This window comes from Polycladidibacter stylochi (assembly GCF_001562055.1).
Classification (GTDB): Bacteria; Pseudomonadota; Alphaproteobacteria; order Rhizobiales; family Stappiaceae; genus Pseudovibrio; species Pseudovibrio stylochi.
Window position 1 is genome coordinate 486,942 of record NZ_LLWE01000024.1, and the last position, 22,031, is coordinate 508,972.

18 protein-coding genes are annotated in these 22,031 nt (G+C 48.6%); 7 read left to right on the plus strand and 11 right to left on the minus strand.

Annotated elements, in window-relative coordinates:
- The first annotated feature begins 65 nt into the window (after nucleotides 1–65).
- Nucleotides 66–779, plus strand: coding sequence for an FCD domain-containing protein (locus AYK67_RS08625; RefSeq protein WP_068084953.1), 714 nt, complete (start codon nucleotides 66–68; stop codon nucleotides 777–779).
- Between the two features lie 36 nt (nucleotides 780–815).
- On the opposite strand, the gene AYK67_RS08630 is transcribed toward AYK67_RS08625, so the two are convergent.
- The gene (locus AYK67_RS08630) at nucleotides 816–1,517 is read right to left on the minus strand and encodes a MurR/RpiR family transcriptional regulator (protein WP_068084956.1); all 702 of its coding nucleotides are present in this window, start codon (nucleotides 1,515–1,517) and stop codon (nucleotides 816–818) included.
- Nucleotides 1,518–1,741: 224 nt separating this feature from the next.
- On the opposite strand from AYK67_RS08630, the gene AYK67_RS08635 reads away from it, so the two are divergent.
- From AYK67_RS08635 to AYK67_RS08660, 6 genes are all read left to right on the plus strand, one after another.
- The gene (locus tag AYK67_RS08635) at nucleotides 1,742–3,226 is read left to right on the plus strand and encodes an FAD-binding oxidoreductase (RefSeq protein ID WP_068084958.1); all 1,485 of its coding nucleotides are present in this window, start codon (nucleotides 1,742–1,744) and stop codon (nucleotides 3,224–3,226) included.
- A gap of 93 nt (nucleotides 3,227–3,319) precedes the next feature.
- Nucleotides 3,320–4,618: an MFS transporter gene (locus AYK67_RS08640; protein WP_068084959.1), complete on the plus strand. Its 1,299-nt coding sequence runs from the start codon at nucleotides 3,320–3,322 to the stop codon at nucleotides 4,616–4,618.
- Nucleotides 4,618–5,412, plus strand: coding sequence for an electron transfer flavoprotein subunit beta/FixA family protein (locus tag AYK67_RS08645; protein ID WP_068084962.1), 795 nt, complete (start codon nucleotides 4,618–4,620; stop codon nucleotides 5,410–5,412). The genes AYK67_RS08640 and AYK67_RS08645 overlap by 1 nt, the downstream gene beginning before the upstream one ends.
- Before the next feature lies 1 nt (nucleotide 5,413).
- Nucleotides 5,414–6,373 carry an electron transfer flavoprotein subunit alpha/FixB family protein gene (locus AYK67_RS08650; protein WP_068084964.1) on the plus strand — a complete coding sequence of 320 codons (960 nt, stop codon included), beginning with the start codon at nucleotides 5,414–5,416 and terminating at the stop codon, nucleotides 6,371–6,373.
- Complete coding sequence (locus AYK67_RS08655; protein WP_068084966.1) at nucleotides 6,360–7,139, plus strand: SDR family NAD(P)-dependent oxidoreductase; 780 nt, start codon at nucleotides 6,360–6,362, stop codon at nucleotides 7,137–7,139. Before AYK67_RS08650 ends, AYK67_RS08655 begins: the two co-directional genes overlap by 14 nt.
- 16 nt (nucleotides 7,140–7,155) lie before the next feature.
- Nucleotides 7,156–8,601, plus strand: a complete 1,446-nt coding sequence (locus AYK67_RS08660) for an FGGY-family carbohydrate kinase (RefSeq protein ID WP_068084968.1) — start codon at nucleotides 7,156–7,158, stop codon at nucleotides 8,599–8,601.
- A gap of 180 nt (nucleotides 8,602–8,781) precedes the next feature.
- On the opposite strand, the gene wecB is transcribed toward AYK67_RS08660, so the two are convergent.
- The 10 genes from wecB to AYK67_RS08710 form a co-directional block, all read right to left on the minus strand.
- Entirely contained in the window at nucleotides 8,782–9,894 is a 1,113-nt protein-coding gene (gene wecB, locus AYK67_RS08665; RefSeq protein WP_156453092.1) for a non-hydrolyzing UDP-N-acetylglucosamine 2-epimerase, read from the minus strand.
- Nucleotides 9,895–10,078: 184 nt separating this feature from the next.
- The gene (lpdA, locus tag AYK67_RS08670; protein WP_068084970.1) at nucleotides 10,079–11,482 is read right to left on the minus strand and encodes a dihydrolipoyl dehydrogenase; all 1,404 of its coding nucleotides are present in this window, start codon (nucleotides 11,480–11,482) and stop codon (nucleotides 10,079–10,081) included.
- A gap of 51 nt (nucleotides 11,483–11,533) precedes the next feature.
- The gene (locus AYK67_RS08675; RefSeq protein ID WP_068084973.1) at nucleotides 11,534–11,905 is read right to left on the minus strand and encodes a hypothetical protein; all 372 of its coding nucleotides are present in this window, start codon (nucleotides 11,903–11,905) and stop codon (nucleotides 11,534–11,536) included.
- Between the two features lie 102 nt (nucleotides 11,906–12,007).
- Nucleotides 12,008–13,507, minus strand: coding sequence for a 2-oxoglutarate dehydrogenase complex dihydrolipoyllysine-residue succinyltransferase (odhB, locus tag AYK67_RS08680; RefSeq protein ID WP_068084977.1), 1,500 nt, complete (start codon nucleotides 13,505–13,507; stop codon nucleotides 12,008–12,010).
- A 73-nt stretch (nucleotides 13,508–13,580) separates the two neighbouring features.
- Nucleotides 13,581–16,550 carry a 2-oxoglutarate dehydrogenase E1 component gene (locus AYK67_RS08685; protein ID WP_068084980.1) on the minus strand — a complete coding sequence of 990 codons (2,970 nt, stop codon included), beginning with the start codon at nucleotides 16,548–16,550 and terminating at the stop codon, nucleotides 13,581–13,583.
- A gap of 221 nt (nucleotides 16,551–16,771) precedes the next feature.
- Entirely contained in the window at nucleotides 16,772–17,692 is a 921-nt protein-coding gene (gene sucD, locus AYK67_RS08690; RefSeq protein WP_068084984.1) for a succinate--CoA ligase subunit alpha, read from the minus strand.
- Nucleotides 17,692–18,891 carry an ADP-forming succinate--CoA ligase subunit beta gene (gene sucC, locus AYK67_RS08695; RefSeq protein WP_068084987.1) on the minus strand — a complete coding sequence of 400 codons (1,200 nt, stop codon included), beginning with the start codon at nucleotides 18,889–18,891 and terminating at the stop codon, nucleotides 17,692–17,694. Before sucC ends, sucD begins: the two co-directional genes overlap by 1 nt.
- Before the next feature lie 83 nt (nucleotides 18,892–18,974).
- A complete protein-coding gene (gene mdh / locus AYK67_RS08700; RefSeq protein ID WP_068084990.1) occupies nucleotides 18,975–19,937 on the minus strand; it encodes a malate dehydrogenase in 963 nt (320 codons plus the stop codon).
- A 186-nt stretch (nucleotides 19,938–20,123) separates the two neighbouring features.
- Nucleotides 20,124–21,278 carry a cell division protein ZapE gene (gene zapE, locus AYK67_RS08705; protein ID WP_068084993.1) on the minus strand — a complete coding sequence of 385 codons (1,155 nt, stop codon included), beginning with the start codon at nucleotides 21,276–21,278 and terminating at the stop codon, nucleotides 20,124–20,126.
- 132 nt (nucleotides 21,279–21,410) lie between these two features.
- On the minus strand, nucleotides 21,411–21,917 hold the full coding sequence (locus AYK67_RS08710) for an AprI/Inh family metalloprotease inhibitor (protein WP_068084996.1): 507 nt from the start codon (nucleotides 21,915–21,917) through the stop codon (nucleotides 21,411–21,413).
- Between the last annotated feature and the right edge of the window lie 114 nt (nucleotides 21,918–22,031).

The window sequence follows — 22,031 nt, forward strand, 5'->3', positions numbered from 1 at the left end:
ATAATTTGCTCTCAACGGCGTGCGCAAACTAGAAAATAATTATGGATATATCCAGAGGAGGCGTAATGAGCTTTATGGGAAATAAAGTCGATGCGAGTGAAATATCCTTAACTATAATCGCTGAAATTCAACACGGCGTACTACCTGAGAAATCTTTGTTTCCAACTGAACGAGATTTGTCTGAGAGGTTTTCTGTCTCAAGAACGGTAATTCGTGAAGCTTTGCTTAGGGTTCAGCTTGAAGGATACTCAAAAAGCGAGCCTGGTAAACGCGCACGAGTTTGCAAACCCAGTATTGCCGATTTTATCATGTCTACTGCATCAAAAATGCGCAATTCTCTCGGCGATAACGACACTGTTCCTCAAATGGAGCAAATAAGACTGTATCTTGAAAGCGGCGCTATAAAAGAAGTCGCAGTAAAAGCTACCAATATGCAAATTGCCAATATCAAGGCGCGACTCGATGAGAATTACAAAGCTATTGGCAGCACTGATTTTGCCATTACCGATCGCAATTTCCATAAAGCAATAATGGATGTAGTTGGCAATAATATCATTATAGCCCTTTATGGCGAATATATCGACGATATGTTGTCAAACCGTCCCACATGGCAGGAACAAAAAGAACACGACCGTCTTGTCTATAAGGAACACCACTCCATTTACGAGGCAATTTTGAATGAAGATGCGCAATTGGCTTCAGATTTGATAAGTGCTCATCTTGAGCGCTCTTATCGCTCGCGTTTATTAACGCCCTTACCTTCCGCATTTGACTCCTAGCATTTGCTTTATCGGGAACCGGCAATACACGAGTAGTTAACGCTCCATCAGCTTCTTGATCACTTCCTCCATAAATATGAAAAGCATTGATCTTGTTTTTTCGAAGGGGCGGAGAGTGTTTGATTGCGCAGCTTGGGTGAGGAAAAAGGTCTTGTCGCATTGGGCAATAACCTCCGGGTTATACTCTTCGACAATGATAACCACATCACCACCCTTTTGTTTGGTATCTTTGTAGACCTCTTCAAAAGAAGTAAACGATCCGGTGACGGTAAAAATGAGCAGCAATGTATTCTCATCGCTCATGGATTTGGCCGATAATGCGTCAGGTACAGCAATTGCAAGGCGGTTGGTGCACGTTTTGAACTTATATTCAAAATATTGCGCACAAAGGTGTGAGGGGCCGTACCCTAAAAGAACAAGTTTACTATGTGACCCTATTATTTTGGCAAGTTCGTCCACTTTTGCACTATCAAAGCCATCGATAAATTGTCGCAGCCTATGTAGTTCTGTTGAAAGCGCGGTTTCTGGCGTTTCTCTGTCATAAAGAAAGTCTAGATACTGCTTGAAATTGTTGAAACCGAGTTTTTTGACGAACTTTGATATTTTAGAGACTGAGCAGCCACATAATTCGGAAGCTTCTTTAATCCGTAAATTGTCAGTCTGCTTGCTGTGCTCTGTTAAAGTTGCATGAATTCTGCGCTCAAGCGCATTCAATGCTTCTAGATCTATATTTATCATAGTATATCCCAAAATCTTCTCTATTTGCATACTATCAGATCAAGATCATAAAACACAATAGGTATGGAAAATTTTCCAATGATAATATGGAAATATTTCCATATATATGCTATAAAATCCATTATAGCGGATAAATTTCCATTTTTTAGTTGTTGGAATCATATTTATGAGCTACACAATAGAAAAGTTGGTAGAAAATTTCCATTTGAGCGGGAGTAGAAATCTTGGACAAGAACAGTGTACTGGACCAATTGAATACTTTGGTCACAGCGGATCAAATAAACACAAATACAGATGATTTGTACGAGGCCTCAGCAGATCGCTATAAAAAATATGCTTATGCACGTAAGGCTTTAGATGTTCCTGCACCAGTTGCTATTGTATACCCGAAAAACGCTGAGGAAGTCAGCGCAATCTTGAAGTTCTGTAACGAAAACGAGATCAATGTAATCCCACGTGCTGGTATGACAGCAACTGAAGGTGGGCTGGAAAACTGGAAACCGGTAACGATTGTTCTGGACACTAAGTTTTTTGATAAAATCGTTAAGATTGATACATACAACAGCCAAGCAACCGTTCAAGCCGGTGTTCCTTTGCAAGTGCTGGAAGACGAGCTGCGCAAAGTTGGTTACACAACAGGCCATTCACCACAATCAAAACCGGTTGCCAAGTACGGTGGCTTGGTCGCAACCCGTAGTATTGGACAGTTTTCGACGCTCTACGGTGGTATTGAAGACATGGTTGTCGGCCTTGAATGCGTATTCCCGAACGGGCACGTTTCACGCATTAAAAACGTATCCCGCCGCGCTGGTGGTCCGGATATCCGCCACATCGTAATCGGCAACGAAGGCACTTTGTGCTACATTACTGAAGTAACAATCAAGATCTTCAAGTACTATCCAGAAAACAACAAGTTTTATGGCTACCTAACGAAAGATATTGAAACCGGCATTAAAATCCTGCGCGAAGTAATGGTAAACGGTTTCCGTCCTTCCGTCGCACGTGCGTACTCAGAAGAAGATGCCGCTCAGCACTTCTATCATTTCCATGAAGGTAAATGCATTGTCCTGTTTATGGCAGAAGGGCCAAAAGGCATTGTTGAGGCAACAGGCACAGCTATTGAAGAAGCTGTAGAGCAGTTCAAAGACGGCATCATTAAGCAAGTCGACAGCAAGTTGATTGAAGACTGGTTCAACCACCTCAACTGGTCGCAAAAACACATTGATGACGAATATGCCGAAATGCGGGCCAAAGACTCGCACGCTGGTTACACAACAGAAATTTCTGCGGACTGGGAAACCATTCCAACCATCTACAACGCTGTTATCAACCGGGTGCGTACAGAGTTTGACCGTGCTGATGAAATCACCATGTTAGGTGGCCACTCATCACACAGCTATCTCAACGGGACGAACATGTACTTCGTCTACAATTACACAATCAACTGTGCACCGGAAGACGAGTTACTCGTTTACCATCACCCAATTCAAAAAATCATCGTTGAAGAAACACTCAAATACGGCGGTTCCATGTGTCACCACCATGGCATTGGTAAATACCGCAGTGAGTGGACCTTGGAAGAGCATGGCACCGCTTACTTCATGCTCGAAAAACTAAAAGAAGCCTTTGATCCAAAGGGAATTATGAACCACGGTACCATATTCCCGCAGCCGGAAGAAGTTAAAAAGTACATCTACCAGCAAGACTAAGGCGCCAAGGGCAGCAGCAAGAAAGATCCGGTGGGGCAAGGGGAAACGGGTTCCTCACCGGGTCACTTATTCCAACTATTTTGGGGGGTTAATATGTCCAAGGGTGACTTGAGACGTTATTTCCAGTTTTTTCTGGTTGTGATGGCGGCGGGCGCTATCTATCCAGTTATTTATCTGCGCACCAATTATCAGGTGACAATATTGGAAGTATTTAACCTGGCGCAGCCAGACTTGAATAACTTCTATTCTGTTTTGGGAATGACCTTTGTTATCGGTTATGTCCCAAGCGGACTATTAAGCGACCGCTTCTCGGCTAAGTGGCTACTGGCAATTTCGCTTTTAGGGACTTCGCTTTGTGGTTTCTGGTTCGGTACAGTTCCAGACCCGGCGCAAGTACGCATCATCTTCCTACTTTGGGGCTTCTTCTCCGTATTCACATTCTGGAGTGCCCATATGAAGATTGTTAAGATGTTGGCACGTGCAAGTGAAGAAGGGCGCTTCTTTGGGATTCTCGATGGTGGCCGCGGCGTTGTAGAAGCGCTAATGGGTACTATCGGCCTGGCAATCTTTGCCTCTATTCTGGGTACCAGCACAGAAGTCGCCGACAAAACCACAGCACTTGTGACCGTGATTAATGTTTACTCAGCCATTGTACTGGCAGCTGCAGTCTTTGTTATTATCTTTGTAGATAGCGACAAGAACCTCGCAGCACACGCAGAAAACAGCGGCGAGCGGACAGAAGAGGAAAAGTTCAAGTTTAGCATGGTTGGCGCGCTGCTTAAGAACGGCAATGTCTTCTTAATGGCGAGCATCATTTTCATGGGCTACACTGTTTATTGGACTGTTTATTACCTTGGTGGTTTCTTGCAAACCAACGTGGGTGTTGACGCTGTAACAGCAGGTACTGTCACCGCAATTGTCTTATGGATGCGCCCTGTCGGTGGTTTCCTTGGCGGGTTCCTGGCAGACCGGATTGGTCGCTCGAAAACGATTTTTGGTGCAATCGCTGGCGCTTCTACGCTTCTGGTTGTTCTTACCTTTATGCCAGTAACATCAACCGGAATGTTCTATGTAGTTATCGTGGTACTGGGTGCATTCCTCTACGCTATCCGTGGCACTTATTGGTCACTTCTCGGCCAATGCAATATTAGCGCCGCGATGATGGGCACAGCTATTGGCGTCATATCTTTCCTTGGGTATCTGCCAGATATTATTCTACCGCAGATGAATACATACCTTTGGAACACTTTTGGCGATACCGGCGGTTATGAAGCCTACTTCCTCATTAGCGCGGGCTTTGGTGTTGTAGGTGCGTTACTTGCGCTGGTCCATAGCCGGATCAATAGCAAACCTGCAACTGAACTAGAAACCAATCCAGCGCTGGAAAGCTAATGCGACTGGTCTGTGTCATAGGTTTCACCCCAGATAAGCAAAGCTTTGGTGATAATCACGAAAAGCAAAAGCTTATCTGGCAGGGGTGCCGGATGAAACTCAATCCGGATGATGGTTATGCCTTGGGTTTTGCATTGCATTTGAAAAAGCAAAATCCAGACCTCTTCATTGAAGTTGTCACAATGGCACCGCTGTCAGTTACCCCTTTGGTGGAAAACATTTTACGGGTTGGAGTTGATAGAGGAACACTTGTTTCCGATGGTATTTTTGCTGGTAGTGATACAGCAACCACGAGCAGAATACTTGGCAAGTACCTCAAGAGTATCGATTACGATTACCTGCTGGCGGGTAGTTTTGGTGATGATAGCAAAATCAACCAGCTGCCTCCTCAAGTAAGCGAGTTACTCAATATCAACTATATCTCTGGCATCTCCAGCATCGATGAGGACACTTTCAGTTCTTCAAAAATACTGGTTGAGGTCGAAGAAGAAAAGGCCATGGCAACCTATGAGCTGTCGGCACCAGCCTTTCTGGGTCTTACAGAAAAATGCGGACATAAACTTCCTTATGTACGCTTAAAAGACAGCAGGATGGATGTAGGGCACAGGCTGCAAGTAATAGACAACAGTGTGTTGGGTTTTGAAGAACGGGAAGTGGGCCCAAAGGGCTCACTAACCAAAACAATAAGCGTGCAGGCATTGCGTAAAAAAACAGCTCAGCAGCGCATTGTTGGCACAGACTCTGAAGGTATCGAATACGTCTATAACTTCCTGAAAGAAAAACGGTTTATTTGAAATGCATCGCGCCCTTGTCTACTTCGAGAAAGAAAATTGCCAGCATGCTGTGCAGCTGCTTGAAGTACTGCGGCAACTCTATGGCAATGAGGCCTTTGAGTGTTATGCGCTTACTATAAACGGTAATGGGCAGGTCTGTCAGGGTAAGGTTGATTACGTTCTCGATGTTCAAAATCAAGCTTTAAAGCCCTATGACCAAAGAGCGTTAACGGATGTGGTTTCCACCCTCTGTAAGACTTACGATTTTGACCATCTGTTGTTTGTGGCCTCTCATTTTGGACGCACGCTCGCACCACGTGTTGCCATACGGTTGGGCGCTGCCTTTGTGAGCGAGATAACCGCTGTGAGGCACGATGCTGACAGCCAACCTCAGTTTATTGCGCCAGAAGCTGGGGTGCAAAACATAGGTGTTATAAAGGCTAAAGCGGGCAAACCTGTTGTTCTGACCGTCAGGCCAGATACCTTTCAATATGATGGTTCTCAGGAAAAGACGACCAAGCAAATAAAGCTGAGTGACTTAGAATTCAAAGCCGGCGGCATTCGCCAGATTAGTCGGCACGATAATGTAGATAACAACGATATTAGCGATTGTGAGCTTCTGATATCTGGAGGCGGTGGAATCGCAAAACACTTTGAGGCCTTAGCGCCTCTGGCTAAGGCACTGAGAGGAAAGGTGTCCGCCAGTAGGCCAATATTAGATAGAGACCTCATCCCCCGGAGTGCACTTGTTGGGCAATCCGGAAAAACTGTCAGCCCGCGCCTATACATGGCACTCGGGATACACGGCGCAATACAACACGTTGTGGCTCTTGAGAGGGTGGAACATATAATCTCGGTCAACACGAATGTGAATGCACCAATTTGCAGTCTATCAGAGATCGTTGTGCACGGCGATGCGGCCACATTTGTTGACAAAATGCTCAAAAAAATAATGGAGGACAATTCTCATGCAACCGACTGATTTCAATATGGACTTCTTCTCTTTAAAAGGTAAGAATGCAATTGTTACTGGTGGTAACGGAGGTCTTGGGCAAGCATTTTCTACAGCTCTGGCAAAAGCTGGCGCTAATATTATGGTCCCAAGTCTTGCAGAAGATGATGGCAGCACCCAAAAAATGGTTGAAGACTGCGGCGTAGAATACAAATTCTTGCAGGCAGATATTACAGCCGATGGCGAATGTAAGCGTGTTGTAGACGAGTGCATTAAAACATGGGGCAGCGTGGATATCTTGGTCAACTGTGCCGGTATCTGCATCAACGAGCAAGATGTAACCAAGTTTGGCCGCAAGCAGTGGGACAAAATGATTTCGGTCAACCTGACTGCAGCGTTTGAAATGACACATGAATGCTGTAAGCCGATGATCAAGCAAAACAGCGGTAAAGTCATTAATATTGCATCATTGTTCTCCTTCCTTGGCGGTCAATGGTCTCCTGCATATGCTTCAACCAAGCATGGTATTGTGGGTATGACAAAAGCCATGTGCGATGAGTTGGCCCAATGGAACATCCAGGTCAATGCGATTGCGCCAGGCTATTTCGCAACACCGCTTACTGAAATCACCCGCAGCGATGAAAAACGCAATGCAGAGATTCTGGCTCACATTCCTGCAAACCGTTGGGGCTGGACAGCCGATCTTATGGGCGCAACTGTCTTCTTGGCCAGTGCGGCTTCAGATTATGTCAACGGTAGCACAGTGACCGTCGACGGTGGGTACTTGATGCGTTAATTTGGGTCGCTCAATTATGACGAAGCAAAAACAATATATACTGGCCATAGATGGCGGTACACAAAGCACCAAAACCGCCATTTTCGATCTGGAAGGCAACGAGATTTGTGCGCACACAGTCAAGTTGCGTCCTATGGTTCTTTATGGCGATAGCCGGGCTGAGCACCCCGATGACGATTTGTGGGACAGCTTGCAAGCTTCCTGTCAAAGTGTCTTTGAAAAATTCAACGGCAACAAATCGGATATTATCGGGGTTGGTCTTGGTTCAATTCGTTGCTGCCGTACCTTGTTGAAGGCAGATGGCAGCTTGGCCTCGCCAGTGCAAAGCTGGATGGATTTGCGTCTCTCCAAACCTTACGAGCATGAAGATGACAATGTCAGGTATGTTACCACGACAACCGGTTATCTCACGCATCGTTTAACAGGCGAGACCAAAGACACAAGAGCGAACTATGTTGGACCGTGGCCAATCGACCCGATAACTCTGGAGTGGTTTGAGGACGAAGAGAAATTCGCCTCATTCAACACACCAAGAGAGATGCTGTTCGACCTTGTCGATCCGGCAACTGTTTTGGGTCAAGTTACCAAGGCTGCTTGTGAAGCAACAGGTATTCCCGAGGGTTTGCCAGTTGTTTCAACCGCAAACGATAAAGCTGTTGAGGGGCTGGGTGCTGGTCTACTTAATGATGGTACCGCGCTGGTATCGTTGGGTACTTACATCACCTCCATGATGGTAGGTGATGAGAACCGCTTTGATACAACGGACTTTTGGAGCAACCCTGGCGCTGTTCCCGGTGAGTTCTTGTATGAATCAAGCGGTATCCGACGCGGTATGGCAACGGTTACCTGGATTAAAGACCTGCTTGGTGGTGATATTGTCAAGGCAGCACAAGAGCTTGGCATCTCTCCAGAAGCCTACTTGAATAAGGCTGCGGCTGAAGATGTTCCACCAGGTTGTGAAGGTCTTTATACCGTACTGCATTGGTTGGCTCGCCCGTCTCATCTGCATGAACGCGGCATGATGATTGGCTTTAATGGCTCCCATAAAGGTCCGCACATGTTCCGTTCGGTGCTTGAGGGCATCGCCATGACCATGAAGAACCACACACAAGCAATGGTGGATGAGCGCGGCATTGAGCTAAGCAAAATCATTGTGAGTGGTGGCGGGTCCAATGGTGAATTGTTCATGCAAATCTTTGCAGATGTGTATGGCGTTCCTGCCTACCGTAATAAAGTGAACGGTTCGGCAAGCCTTGGCGCTGCCATTTGTGCAGCCATTGCATTGGGTGTTTATCCAGATCGCCAAAGTGCGGTTGAAAACATGGTGCACTCACGTGATGTCTTTATGCCTATAGATAAAAATGTAGCTCTTTATAAAGACATTAACGAAAACGTTTACCAGCATCTGCCTGCAGAAACAGACAGTATCTTGAAGAAGTCACACGCTATCTTCAATCCGTAAGCAGAAAAGCTTCCTCCCAAGAACGCTCCACTGTGTACTACCCCTGCACAGTGGAGTTTTATCTACTAACTTTAAGTAAAAAAATTTACTAAGGCTGTCTAAAATAAACCTTATTACGAAGCTCTGCTAACAAAATTTGAAATGGATTTTGTATTTCTTGAAACGGTATGATGAATAACTTCAGGCGAGTAAATCGTCAGCAACGTACTTTGATGCGCTACCATCCCCATAAGGATTTATTGCCAATGCCATGCAGTTGTAGTGTTTTTGGTCAGTTAATAACAAGTTGGTCTGCTCGCATATCTTGGCTTTATTACTACCAACAAGCATGGCACAACCGGCTTCAATCCCTTCTGGCCGTTCTGTAGTTTCCCGCATTACCAAAATCGGTTTGCTTAGGCTGGGGGCTTCTTCTTGTACGCCACCAGAATCTGTAAGTAGCATCCAAGATGAATCCATTAAGGCGATGAAAGGCTTATAAGATTGCGGCCCTGTGAGCATGATATTATCGATATCGTTCAGCTTGCTGTGAATTATCTCGCGTACCTTTGGGTTCAGGTGAACCGGCAAAACGAACCCGATATCTTGATGCTGGTGACTGAGCTCAATAAGCGCATCGCAAATAGAATTAATTCCTTCACCGTGGTTCTCGCGGCGGTGAGCGGTAACTAAAACGTATTTCGGGTAGCGTTCTATAAAATCTTGAATTTCTTGTGTGAGGATTTTGTCACCCCGCACCTTTACTGCAGTATGTAGTAAACTATCTATACCTGTATTGCCGGTAATTATAATTTTTTCTGAAGGGATTTGCTCATTGAGCAAATTATCGCGGGACTGACTGGTTGGTGCGTAATGTTTTGCGGCAATGAGTGAGAGTGCGCGGCGATTGAATTCTTCCGGGAAGGGGGCGCTTATGTCGAAACTTCTAAGGCCTGCTTCTAGATGAGCAACCTTTATGCCACGATAAAAAGCAGCTGTCCCACCAACAAAGGCAGTTGTGGTATCGCCTTGTACAACAACCCAGTCCGGTTGTATTTCTTGATAAGTTGTATCCAATGATGAGAACAGCCGAGAAGTAAGTCCAGCAAGGCTTTGATTTGGTTCCATTAATTGTAAGTCAATATCTGGATGGATATCCAGATCCTGAAATGCAGATTCGAGCATTTCGCGGTGTTGGCCTGTCGATAGGAAGACGCAGCGGACATTTTCGCGTCGACGCAACTCCCGAACCAGTGAGACAACTTTAATACATTCTGGGCGTGTTCCGACGATACATAAAACTGTTTTTATCACAGCTACTGCTTACCCTCCTGTAATAATCATGATCCAAAACAGGCTGGCTAATTTTTATTACAGTGGTGTGAAGAAGCTTAGGATAAGTTTGTTGTGATTATAGAAAAAATCTAGAAATTATATTGGTATATTTCTTAGGGTAATAAAAGGCCGCAGAGTAAACTGCGGCCTAGAATATTTTAATTTACATATGTATTGGCTTGGCGAAGGTGGCTAGTGCCGCTTCCTTCACTGCCTCCGACATGGTCGGGTGTGCATGACATGTGCGGCCCAGATCTTCAGAGGATCCGCCAAATTCCATCAGCACGCAAGCTTCGTGGATCATTTCGCCAGCGCCATGGCCAACGATGTGAACGCCGAGAACCCTGTCGGTTTCTTTGTCTGCCAGCACTTTGACAAAGCCATCTGCCTTGAGCATGGCTTTCGCGCGGCCATTGGCCGAGAACGGGAATTTACCGGCCTTGTAGGCAATGCCAGCAGCTTTCAGCTCTTCCTCGGTTTTACCAACGGAAGCAACTTCCGGCGAGGTGTAAACAACACCCGGAATAACCTCGTAGTTCACGTGTCCCGCTTGGCCAGAGAGAATTTCTGCCAGTGCGACACCTTCGTCTTCGGCTTTGTGCGCCAACATTGGGCCTTTGATCACATCGCCGATTGCGTAAATGCCATCTACATTGGTTTTGTAGTGAGCGTCAGTTTCAATGCGGCCACGCTCATCAAGCTTCACACCGGCTTCTGCAAGGCCAAGACCTTCTGTGTAAGGGCGGCGGCCAATAGCAACCAGCACAACATCAGCTTCCATTGTTTCGGCCGCAGCTTCACCAGCGGCAGGCTCAACGGTTACTTCCAGTGCCTTGCCTTTTTTATCAACGCCGGTCACTTTGGAAGAGAGCTTGAACTCCATACCCTGTTTTTTCAGCATACGCTGGAACTGTTTGGAAACATCGCCGTCCATAGGGCCGAGGATTTTGTCCATGAACTCAACAACGGTCACCTTGGAGCCAAGGCGTTGGTAAACAGAACCAAGCTCAAGCCCAATCACACCAGCGCCAACAACCAGCAGGCGGCCCGGCACTTTGTCCAGCTCAAGAGCGCCTGTAGAGGAGACGACGGTTTTCTCGTCAATCTCGATGCCCGGCAGTGGCATCACATCAGAACCGGTGGCAATAACGATGTTCTTGCACTCGACAATCTGGGTAGAGCCGTCTTCAGCCAGCACTTCAACTTTGCCTTGCGCCAAAACGCGGCCGGTACCGGTGAAAATGTCAATCTTGTTTTTCTTGAACAAGTAATCGATACCGGCAGTATTGCCTTCAATGACTTTGTCTTTATGGGCCTGCATGCCCTTCCAGTCTACCTTCGGCTTGCCGATTTTAATACCGAGAGCTTCGAAGGAGTGGTTGGCTTCCTCAAACATTTCTGAGGCGTGTAACAATGCTTTAGAAGGGATACAGCCCACATTGAGGCAGGTGCCACCATGGCTCTTGCGTTTTTCGACAACGGCAACTTTCATACCCAGTTGTGCAGCTTTAACAGCGCAAACATAGCCACCGGGTCCAGTGCCGATTACAATGAGATCGTAGGACATATTCCTCGTTCCTTAGTTCAGGGGCAAATTGCCCAACATCAGCTTATGTATTCAACGCGTGCTTTGCCCAGAATCGATTTCATCAAGATTGTCACGAAGCATTTCGTCTGTCTCGTCAACCGACCGGCGCACCTTGGTAATCATACGGAACGACACCCACCAGATCACCAAAGCAAAGATCAAGGATATCGCGATATACAGATATGTGATCGGCATCAGCCAATCAGGTCCACCACGCCAAGCGATAAACGCTTGCGCTAGTCCATAGGCGATGAGTGAGCGTATGAGCCATTTGATCAGCTGCCCTTTTAACGAGGGCAAAGTTTGAGCTATTTGCTCAACCTCACGACTTGCTTCACCCACAAAGCTATCTTCACGTTCGTCCTGCTCGCTCTCTTGAGAGTTATTCACAATACCGGTCATGGATTGAACCTCGATTTTCAAATCCGACAATAGCTAATGGGGCAATGTGCGTTGAATAATAAAATCTATGCCCGGCGCTAAGGCCGGGCACTAAAAGTTCTTTTAGAGGTCCAGCACCAGACGCTGCGGATCTTCCAAGCTCTCTTTAACGCGAACAAGGAAGGTTACAGCCTCTTTACCGTCAACAATGCGGTGGTCGTAGGACAGCGCCAAATACATCATCGGGCGGATAACAACCTGACCATTAATAGCAACCGGGCGTTCCTGGATCTTGTGCATGCCAAGAATACCGGACTGCGGCGCGTTCAAGATAGGCGAGGACATCAGCGAGCCGTAGACACCACCGTTGGAAATGGTGAAGGTACCGCCCTGCATGTCAGCCATGGACAGTTTGCCATCACGGCCCTTACGGCCGAGGTTACCGATTTCTTTTTCGATATCAGCAATCGACATTTGGTCAGCATCGCGCACCACTGGCACAACGAGGCCCTTAGGTGTACCAACAGCAACACCGATATGCGCGAAATCCTTGTAAATGATGTCAGTGCCATCAATCTCGGCGTTGACAGCAGGAATTTCTTTCAAAGCGTGGGTTACAGCTTTGGTGAAGAAACCCATGAAACCAAGCTTAACGCCGTGTTTCTTTTCAAAGATGTCTTTGTACTGCTTGCGCAAGTCCATGATCGGCTTCATGTCCACTTCGTTGTAAGTGGTCAGCATCGCCGCTGTGTTTTGGGCATCTTTCAAACGACGCGCGATTGTTTGGCGCAGCTTGGTCATGCGTACACGCTCTTCGCGTGCTTCATCAGCAGGCGCAGAAGGCGCACGAACAGAAACTGGCGCAGCAGTGGCTTGCGGTGCCGCAGTTGCGCCAGCTGCAACAGCAGCGATCACATCACCTTTCAGCACCTGACCGCGCTTGCCAGAACCGGCAACCTGATCTGCAGAGAGGCCTTTTTCTGCCATCATTTTAGCGGCAGAAGGAGCTGCTGGCATGGAAGAAGCAGGAGCCGCAACAGCTGCTTGTGGGGCAGGGGCTGCAGCAACAGGGGCTACAGCAGCGCTTTCACCAGCTGCAATCTTACACAGTACCATGCCCGGGTTAACGGTGGCACCGGTGGCTTGCAGCACTTCTACCACTTTACCGGCAACAGGGCTTGGCACTTCCTGCGCGGCCTTGTCTGTTTCCAGCTCAACAAGAATGTCGTCGGCTTTAACGCTGTCGCCAACTTTAACAGACCATTCGCCAACTTCAGCTTCGGTTACGCTTTCACCAGCGGTTGGTACAACCACTTCAATAATTTCGGCGCTAGCTGCAGGAGCCTCGGCTTTTGCTGCAGGAGCGGCGGCAGGTGCAGCGCCAGCGCCTTCGGTAAGGTTGCCAAGCAATGCGCCAACTTCAACAGTATCGCCTTCTTTAACAAAGATTTCCGCAAGTGTGCCAGCAGCAGGTGCAGGAACTTCTACGGTTACTTTGTCTGTTTCCAGCTCAACCAATGGCTCGTCTGCATTAACAGCGTCACCCGGCTTTTTAAACCACTGTGCAATGGTTGCCTCGGTCACGGATTCGCCCAGTGTGGGTACTCTGATTTCCGTTGCCATGTTCTATATCTTTCCAGTTTCTCATGCTCTCCATTCACGGAGAGCCGGGGTCTTGCGACCCCGTACAATCCAGTTAAATGGTGAATGCGTCGTCCAGGAAGGCTTGCAGCTGGGCAAGGTGCTTGCTCATCAAGCCTGTTGCAGTCGCCGCAGAAGCTGGACGGCCCACATAACGTGGCCGGTCAACCTTCGCACCTACATGCTCCAGTACCCACTCGATGTATTGCTGGACAAAGAACCAGGAACCCATGTTCTTCGGCTCTTCCTGACACCAGACAACATCGGCGTTCTTAAAGCGGGCCATTTCAACACAAAGCGATTTGGTCGGGAATGGATAAAGCTGTTCAACACGCAGGATGTAAACATCTTCAATGCCGCGCTTTTCACGCTCTTCCAGCAAATCGTAGTAAACCTTACCAGTACACAGGATCACGCGGCGGATGTCTTCATCCTTTTTCAGCGTAACTGTGGAGCCCGGCTTGGTTTGCGCATCATCGTGCAACAGACGGTGGAACGAGGTTTCAACGCTAAAGTCTTCCAGTTTGGAAACCGCACGCTTGTGACGCAGCAGCGACTTAGGTGTCATCAACACCAGTGGCTTACGAATGTCGCGGTTCAGCTGACGGCGTAGAATGTGGAAGTAGTTTGCAGGGGTGGTACAGTTGGCAACTTGCATGTTGTCCTCTGCACACATCTGCAAGAAGCGTTCAAGGCGTGCAGATGAGTGCTCAGGTCCTTGTCCCTCGTAGCCATGTGGCAACAGACAAACAAGGCCGGACATGCGCAGCCATTTACGTTCACCAGAGGAGATGAACTGGTCGAACAACACCTGTGCACCGTTAGCAAAATCGCCAAACTGCGCTTCCCACATGGTCAGTGCTTTTGGTTCGGCCATGGAGTAACCGTACTCAAAGCCCAATACCGCTTCTTCGGAAAGCATGGAGTTGATCACTTCATAGCGACCCTGCTTTTCGCTGATGTGGTTGAGCGGGATGTAGCGGTTTTCATCTTCTTGATCGTACAATACCGAGTGGCGCTGTGAGAAGGTGCCGCGCTCGCAGTCCTGACCGGACAAACGAACCGGATGGCCCTCTTTCACCAAGGCAGCAAATGCCAGCGCTTCACCCATTGCCCAATCGATACCCTCGCCGGATGCAATCATCTTGGCGCGGTTATCCATAAAGCGGCGAATGGTGCGGTGGGCGTTAAAGCCTTCAGGTACGGTCGAGAGCTTGTTGCCCAGCTCCTTCAGCTCGTCCATTGGCACACCGGTGGTACCACGGCGTGGCTCGTCCGCTTCTTTGGCCGCCTTCAGACCAGCCCATTTCCCATCAAGCCAGTCGGCTTTGTTTGGACGGAACTCTTGGCCGGTGGTAAATTCACGATCAAGATGGGCACGCCAGTCAGCTTTAAACTGCTCCAACTCATCTGCCGAAATCAGGCCTTCTTTCACCAGCTTGTTGGCGTAGATCTGCAAGGTTGTTTCGTGCTTACGAATCTTGCGGTACATGATCGGCTGGGTAAACGCAGGCTCATCACCTTCGTTGTGACCAAAGCGGCGGTAACAAATGATGTCGATCACGACCGGACGGCCAAACTTCTGGCGGTATTCGGTTGCGATTTTCGCAGCAAAGGTCACGGCTTCCGGATCATCACCATTACAGTGGAAAATCGGTGCCTCAATCACCTTCGCAACATCACTTGGATATGGTGAAGAGCGGGAGAAACGCGGATTGGTGGTAAAGCCGATCTGGTTGTTAATGATCACATGGATCGAACCGCCGGTACGGTGGCCGCGCAGCGCAGATAGACCAAAACACTCAGCCACAACACCTTGACCGGCAAATGCAGCATCACCGTGCAGCAGCAGCGGCAATACGGTTTCACGATCGATTTCGGTGGTTTCTTGCCAATCACCCAATTGGTCCTGTTTTGCGCGGGCCTTACCCAGCACAACAGGGTTGACAATTTCAAGGTGCGAAGGGTTGGCAGTCAGTGACAAGTGCACATTGTTGCCATCAAACGAACGGTCGGAGGAAGCGCCAAGGTGGTACTTCACATCGCCCGAACCTTCCACATCATCAGGGGCGTAAGAGCCGCCTTTGAATTCGTGGAAAATGGCGCGGTGCGGTTTGCCCATTACTTGTGAAAGCACGTTCAGACGGCCACGGTGGGCCATACCAAGAACAATTTCTTTCACGCCAAGTGCACCACCGCGTTTGATGATTTGCTCAAGGGCAGGGATGAGTGCTTCACCGCCGTCAAGACCAAAGCGCTTGGTACCGGTGTACTTTACATCCAAAAACTTCTCGAAACCTTCTGCCTCGACAAGTTTGTTCAAAATTGCCTTCTTCCCCTCTGGTGTAAAGGCAACGTGCTTGTCTGGTCCTTCGATGCGTTCTTGAATCCATGATTTTGCGGCAGGGTCCGAGATGTGCATGAACTCCACCCCGAGGGTAGAGCAGTAGGTGCGCTTTAATATCTCCAGCATTTCGCGAATGCTGGCGTATTCCATACCCAAAACGTTATCAAGGAAAATCTTGCGATCCCAATCGCTCTCCTTGAAGCCATAGGTGGCAGGATGAAGCTCTTCATGGTCGCCCGGTGTGGCAAGGCGTAATGGGTCCAATTCGGCATGCAGGTGGCCGCGCATACGATAGGCGCGGATCATCATCAGTGCGCGAACACTATCGCGTGTTGCTTGCAGAACATCCTCATTAGAGAGGGTTTGTCCCTTAGCTTCTGCATTGGCTTTAATTTTTTTAGAAACAACAGCCTCGGCTGGCCATTGCCCGTCAAGCGCGGAAATGAGCTCGCCGTTGGCAGGAACTGGCCAGTCAGCACGTTGCCAAGTGGCCCCTTGGGCTTCCTTGAGCACGTCCTGCGGGTTGTCTTTGAGAGAAGCAAAAAAATCCTGCCACTCTGGGTCCAGAGCGTTGGGATCTTGCTGGTACTGAGCATAAAGCTCTTCAATATAAGAAGCGTTGGCGCCGTATAGGAACGACGTCAGCGCGAAAATGTTGTTCGCGTCCTGCCGTGCCATGTTCTGTTCAGCGAGCTTTTGACCCGCCTTCTTTCGTTTGGGCTGGCAACCGCCTGCCCGGTCCCGCGATTTGCAGTTGTATTTCAACTGCGCTTATAAATGGGCAACTTGCGACGAGTTGCCACATTACTACTATGGGATGAAATCGGCACGGGTGTAATACACTTGTGCCGATTATCCACTTTTACAAAGCAGATGCCTCCCTGCACCTGCCCATTGCGCTAGGCGCTTTCTTTGGCAAGCAATTCAACCAGTGTTTTACCGAGCTTAGCAGGAGATGGTGAAACAGAAATACCGGCCGCTTCCATTGCAGCGATCTTGTCTTCCGCACCACCTTTACCGCCAGAAATCACAGCACCGGCATGACCCATGGTGCGGCCTGGAGGCGCTGTACGGCCAGCGATGAAGCCAACCATTGGTTTCTTGCGGCCTTTGGCAGCTTGCTCTTTCAGCCATTCAGCAGCTTCTTCTTCCGCAGAGCCACCGATTTCACCAATCATGATGATGGATTCGGTTGCCGGATCATCCAAGAACAGGTCCAGCACGTCGATGAATTCGGTGCCTTTCACAGGGTCGCCGCCAATACCAACAGCTGTGGTTTGGCCAAGGCCTTCCTGTGTTGTTTGGAACACAGCTTCATAGGTGAGGGTGCCAGAGCGGGAAACGATGCCCACAGAACCCTTTTTGAAGATAGAACCCGGCATAATGCCGATCTTGCACTCTTCTGGGGTCAATACGCCTGGGCAGTTCGGGCCGAGCAGACGGGAGTTGGACTTCTCCAAGCGGGCTTTCACCTTCACCATGTCAGCAACCGGAATACCTTCGGTGATGCAGACAATAAACGGAATTTCGGCTTCAATCGCTTCGATAATCGCAGCTCCAGCACCTGCTGGCGGCACGTAAACAACAGATGCATTGGCGCCGGTTGCTTCTTTCGCTTCCTTAACAGAAGCGTAGATTGGCAAAGACTTTTCTTCGCCAGCAACAGTACCAGTCCAGTTGGTGCCACCTTTTTTCGGGTGAACACCAGCAACCATCTGGGTGCCGTAGTATGCCAAAGCCTGCTCTGTGTGGAAGGTACCGGTTTTACCGGTCAGGCCCTGAACGATGATTTTGGTGTCTTTATTGACGATGATAGACATTATGCGGCCTCCTTCACAGCAGCAACGATCTTTTGAGCTGCATCATCGAGGTCGTCAGCTGGAATAACATTCAAGCCGCTCTCATTAATGATCTTTTTGCCAAGCTCTACGTTGGTACCTTCAAGGCGAACAACGAGCGGCACTTGCAAGCCAACTTCTTTCACGGCTGCCAGCACGCCTTCCGCGATCACATCGCAGCGCATGATACCACCAAAGATGTTAACCAGAATACCTTTTACGTTTGGATCAGAAGTGATGATCTTGAACGCGGCAGTTACTTTCTCGGTGGTGGCACCGCCGCCCACGTCGAGGAAGTTTGCAGGCTCGGCACCATACAGCTTGATGATGTCCATGGTTGCCATGGCAAGACCCGCACCATTCACCATGCAGCCGATGTTACCATCAAGAGCAACGTAAGCCAGATCGTGCTTGGAAGCTTCGATCTCTTTTTCGTCTTCTTCGGTTTTATCGCGCAGGGCAACAATGTCTTCGTGGCGGAAAAGGGCGTTGCCGTCGAAGGAAACTTTCGCATCCAGAACGCGCAGGCGGCCGTTTTCCATAACGATCAGCGGGTTGATCTCCAACAGAGCCATGTCTTTTTCAACGAAAGCTTTGTAAAGGATCGGGAACAGCTTCATGCCGTCTTCGCGGGCTTCGCCTTCCAGCTTCAGCGTATCGCAAAGGGTGCTTGCCTTATCAGCAGTTACACCTTCAATCGGATCGATTGGCAGCGTGAGGATTTTTTCAGGAGTTGCATGTGCAACTTCTTCAATGTCCATACCGCCTTCAGTGGAAGCAACAAAAGCAACCTGACCACAAGCACGGTCTACCAGCAAGGAGAGGTAGAGCTCGCGGTCAATGTCGGCACCGTCTTCGATGTAGAGACGGTTCACAACTTTACCAGCGTCACCGGTCTGTGCTGTGACCAAAGTGTTGCCCAGCATTTCTTTTGCGTGGGAAGTTACTTCGTCCAGGTTGAATGCGAGGCGTACACCGCCTTTTGATTCTGCAGGCAGCTCTTTGAACTTACCTTTACCGCGACCACCAGCGTGGATCTGCGATTTCACAACCCAAAGCGGGCCGGGAAGGGATTTTGCTGCGGCTTCAGCTTCATCAGCTGTAAAGATTGCAACACCTTCAGCAACCGGCGCACCATACTCTTTTAGAACGGCTTTCGCCTGATATTCATGAATGTTCATCTGCTCTGCCTAAATGTCTCAAGGAGATGACTGGCACTAAAAAGCGCCAGCAAATCTGATTGGTCCATTACCTCATGCCGCAATTAAGCGAGGGCGGGCTGGATCTTTTTGCAAGCTTCAACAAGGCCGTTTACCGCGTCGACAGATTTGTCGAACATGGTTTTTTCGTCACTGTTCAGCTCGATTTCTACAATACGTTCGATGCCATTCTCGCCGATAACGGTTGGAACGCCCACGTACATGTCTTTTTGGCCGTACTGGCCATCAAGGTAAGCGGCACATGGCAGTACGCGCTTTTTGTCTTTCAGGTAGCTTTCTGCCATTGCAATGGCGGATGCAGCAGGTGCGTAGAAAGCGGAACCGGTTTTCAGCAGGGAAACGATCTCGGCACCGCCATCACGGGTGCGTTGTACGATTTCTTCCAAGCGCTCAGCGGTGATCCAACCCATTTTAACAAGGTCGGTGAGCGGAATACCTGCAATTGTGGAGTAACGTGTCAACGGCACCATAGTGTCGCCGTGGCCACCAAGCACGAATGCGGTGACGTCTTCTACAGACACGTTGAACTCTTCGGAGAGGAAGTAACGGAAGCGGGCGCTATCCAGAACACCAGCCATACCAACAACTTTGTTTGCAGGCAGACCAGAGAATTTTTGTAGTGCCCAAACCATTGCATCAAGCGGGTTGGTGATGCAGATAACAAATGCGTCTGGCGCGTATTTTTTAATACCCGCACCCACTTGCTCCATAACCTTCAAATTAATTTCAAGCAGGTCGTCGCGGCTCATACCTGGTTTGCGTGGTACACCAGCGGTAACAATCACCACGTCAGAACCGGCAATAGCCTCATAGGTGTTGGTGCCGGAAAGCTTGGCGTCAAAACCATCAACTGGAGATGATTCTGCCAAATCAAGTGCCTTGCCCTGCGGTACGCCTTCCGCGATATCGAACAGGACAACGTCTCCCAACTCTTTCAGTCCTGCAAGGTGCGCAAGTGTTCCACCAATCTGGCCCGAGCCGATTAGAGCAATTTTGTTGCGTGCCATTTTTAAGCTCCCCTTAACGTAAACCAAGCACCTAGCGTGCCTATTTGTCGCAGTGGAGTAGCGGTTTTATCGTATGGGTGCAAGTGAAATACGCTCAAAAAGCCTCAATTAATTCTTTTGGACAATGAATTATGGGTAAAATTCGAATCTGTCTAAATTACAGCAACTGAAAAAATTCTATTTTTTTCAGTTTGGCGAATCATTGCGCTGGGAAAGATATTCGCTCGAACGCATTTCAATGAGCCGTGAGGCTGTGCGGTCAAACTCGAATGCTTCAGTGCCTTGTTTGGCCTGATAAAGCTCTTGTGGTTGTGCAGCCGCCATAATAACCAATTTGTTTTTATTATCATACAGCGTATCAATTAAATTGATGAAGCGCTTTGCTTCATTGCGACGCGATTCATTCAGTGCTGGTACCGCTTCCAAAAAGATCGTGTGGTATGCGTGGGCTATTCTCAAGTAGTCCGATGCCCCCAGAGGTTGGGCGCAAAGCTCATCAAACGTGAACCAAGCAACACCGCTTGCCGTTTTTGAAATGGCAATATTGCGACCTTTGTTGTGCAATGTCTCGCTGTGAGCTGGAAGACCATAGGTTAAAGATGCCCATAGGTTGGCCATATCTTGATCAGCTTGTGGGCCTAGCGGGCTTAAGTAGACTTCTGCATCCCCGAGTTTTTCCAGGCGATAATCAGTTGACGAGTCAAGGCACACGACATCAACCTGCTGCTTGATCATATCAATGAAAGGCAGGATGTGGCTGCGGTTCAGGCCATCTTTATAGAGGTTGTCCGGCTCCACATTGGAAGTGGCTACGACCACCACCCCATGTTCGAATAACCGTGAAAACAGGCGGCCAATGAGCATGGCATCCGCAATATCGGTGATGGTAAACTCATCAAAGCACAGGAGTTGTAAACCTTCACCTACCGCATCGGCTACAGGTAGCACAGGGTCGGTGTCCTTGCGTTTGCCCTCGGATATTTCTGCACGCAACTGCTTCATGCGGTTATGGATGTCTTCCATAAACTCATGAAAGTGGGAGCGAATTTTACCTTCCGTAGGTGCAAGGTCAAAAAACAAATCCATCAGCATGGTTTTACCGCGGCCCACAGAGCCCCAAATGTAAACACCTTTGGTGATGTCTTGTTCTTTTTTGTTTTTAGAAAATAATTTGGAAAAAAAGCTTTGTTGTTGAGCCGCCGGTTTTTCTGCTAGCCTTAAATTAAGTTGGTCTAGCCTATTTATAACCTCAAGCTGTGCGGGGTCTTGAGAGATATTTCCCGATGCGACCAATTCTTGATATCGGCTCATGACAGTATTCTGATTAATGACAAAGGTCATATAAAATTCCGATCACAAAAGTAAATGTCCTGCCTGAAATACTGGAGGTAAGGTAACTCTGGCAAGAAAAAAAGCCCGGCTGATTGCCGAGCTCGTTCATAAACTCATTAAACAAGGCGCTTGGGCTTCAATCTAACGTTGGAAGCTAATTGGGGCACCACCAACAGTTTGGCCGGAAAATGCAGCGCCACCACCGCTTAGGGTTGCCAAATTACCACCGGCTGCGTCTTTCAATACCACTTGATTGCCGTTGAGGTTCCATGCAGCAATTGAAGATAGGCTGGGGTCGTTACAGCCGCGGGTGTTAGCCCGATAACCGCCACTCCATGTGGTAAGTGTCATGAATAGCTTACAGTTGTCACCGCCAGAGGCAACTGTCCAGCCGCCAAGCAGGTCGGTGCGGCCCAAACCGGCTCTTTGAGTAGCTGGCGGTGCGCTGGCAATTTGTGTTTCAGGGGCAGCAGCCGCCTGCACAGGCTGGCCAGCGGGTGACACAGGCTGCAATTCACCAGGTGTTACAGCTGGTACAGGGGTCGCCGGTAGTGGGGAGACATAACTGCGCGTGTAACTGGTCCGCATACAGGCCGCTGTTGACACGGCTAGTAACGATACAAGCGCGATTGTCATGCTGCGATTCATATCTATTTTCCTAGTCCTTAGGGATTCGTTAAGCTTAATAAGCCGTCGCTCGACGACAGGTTGCAATAAAATGGTAAACACAGAAAGAACTAATCCGAAGAAAAGTCAACAAAA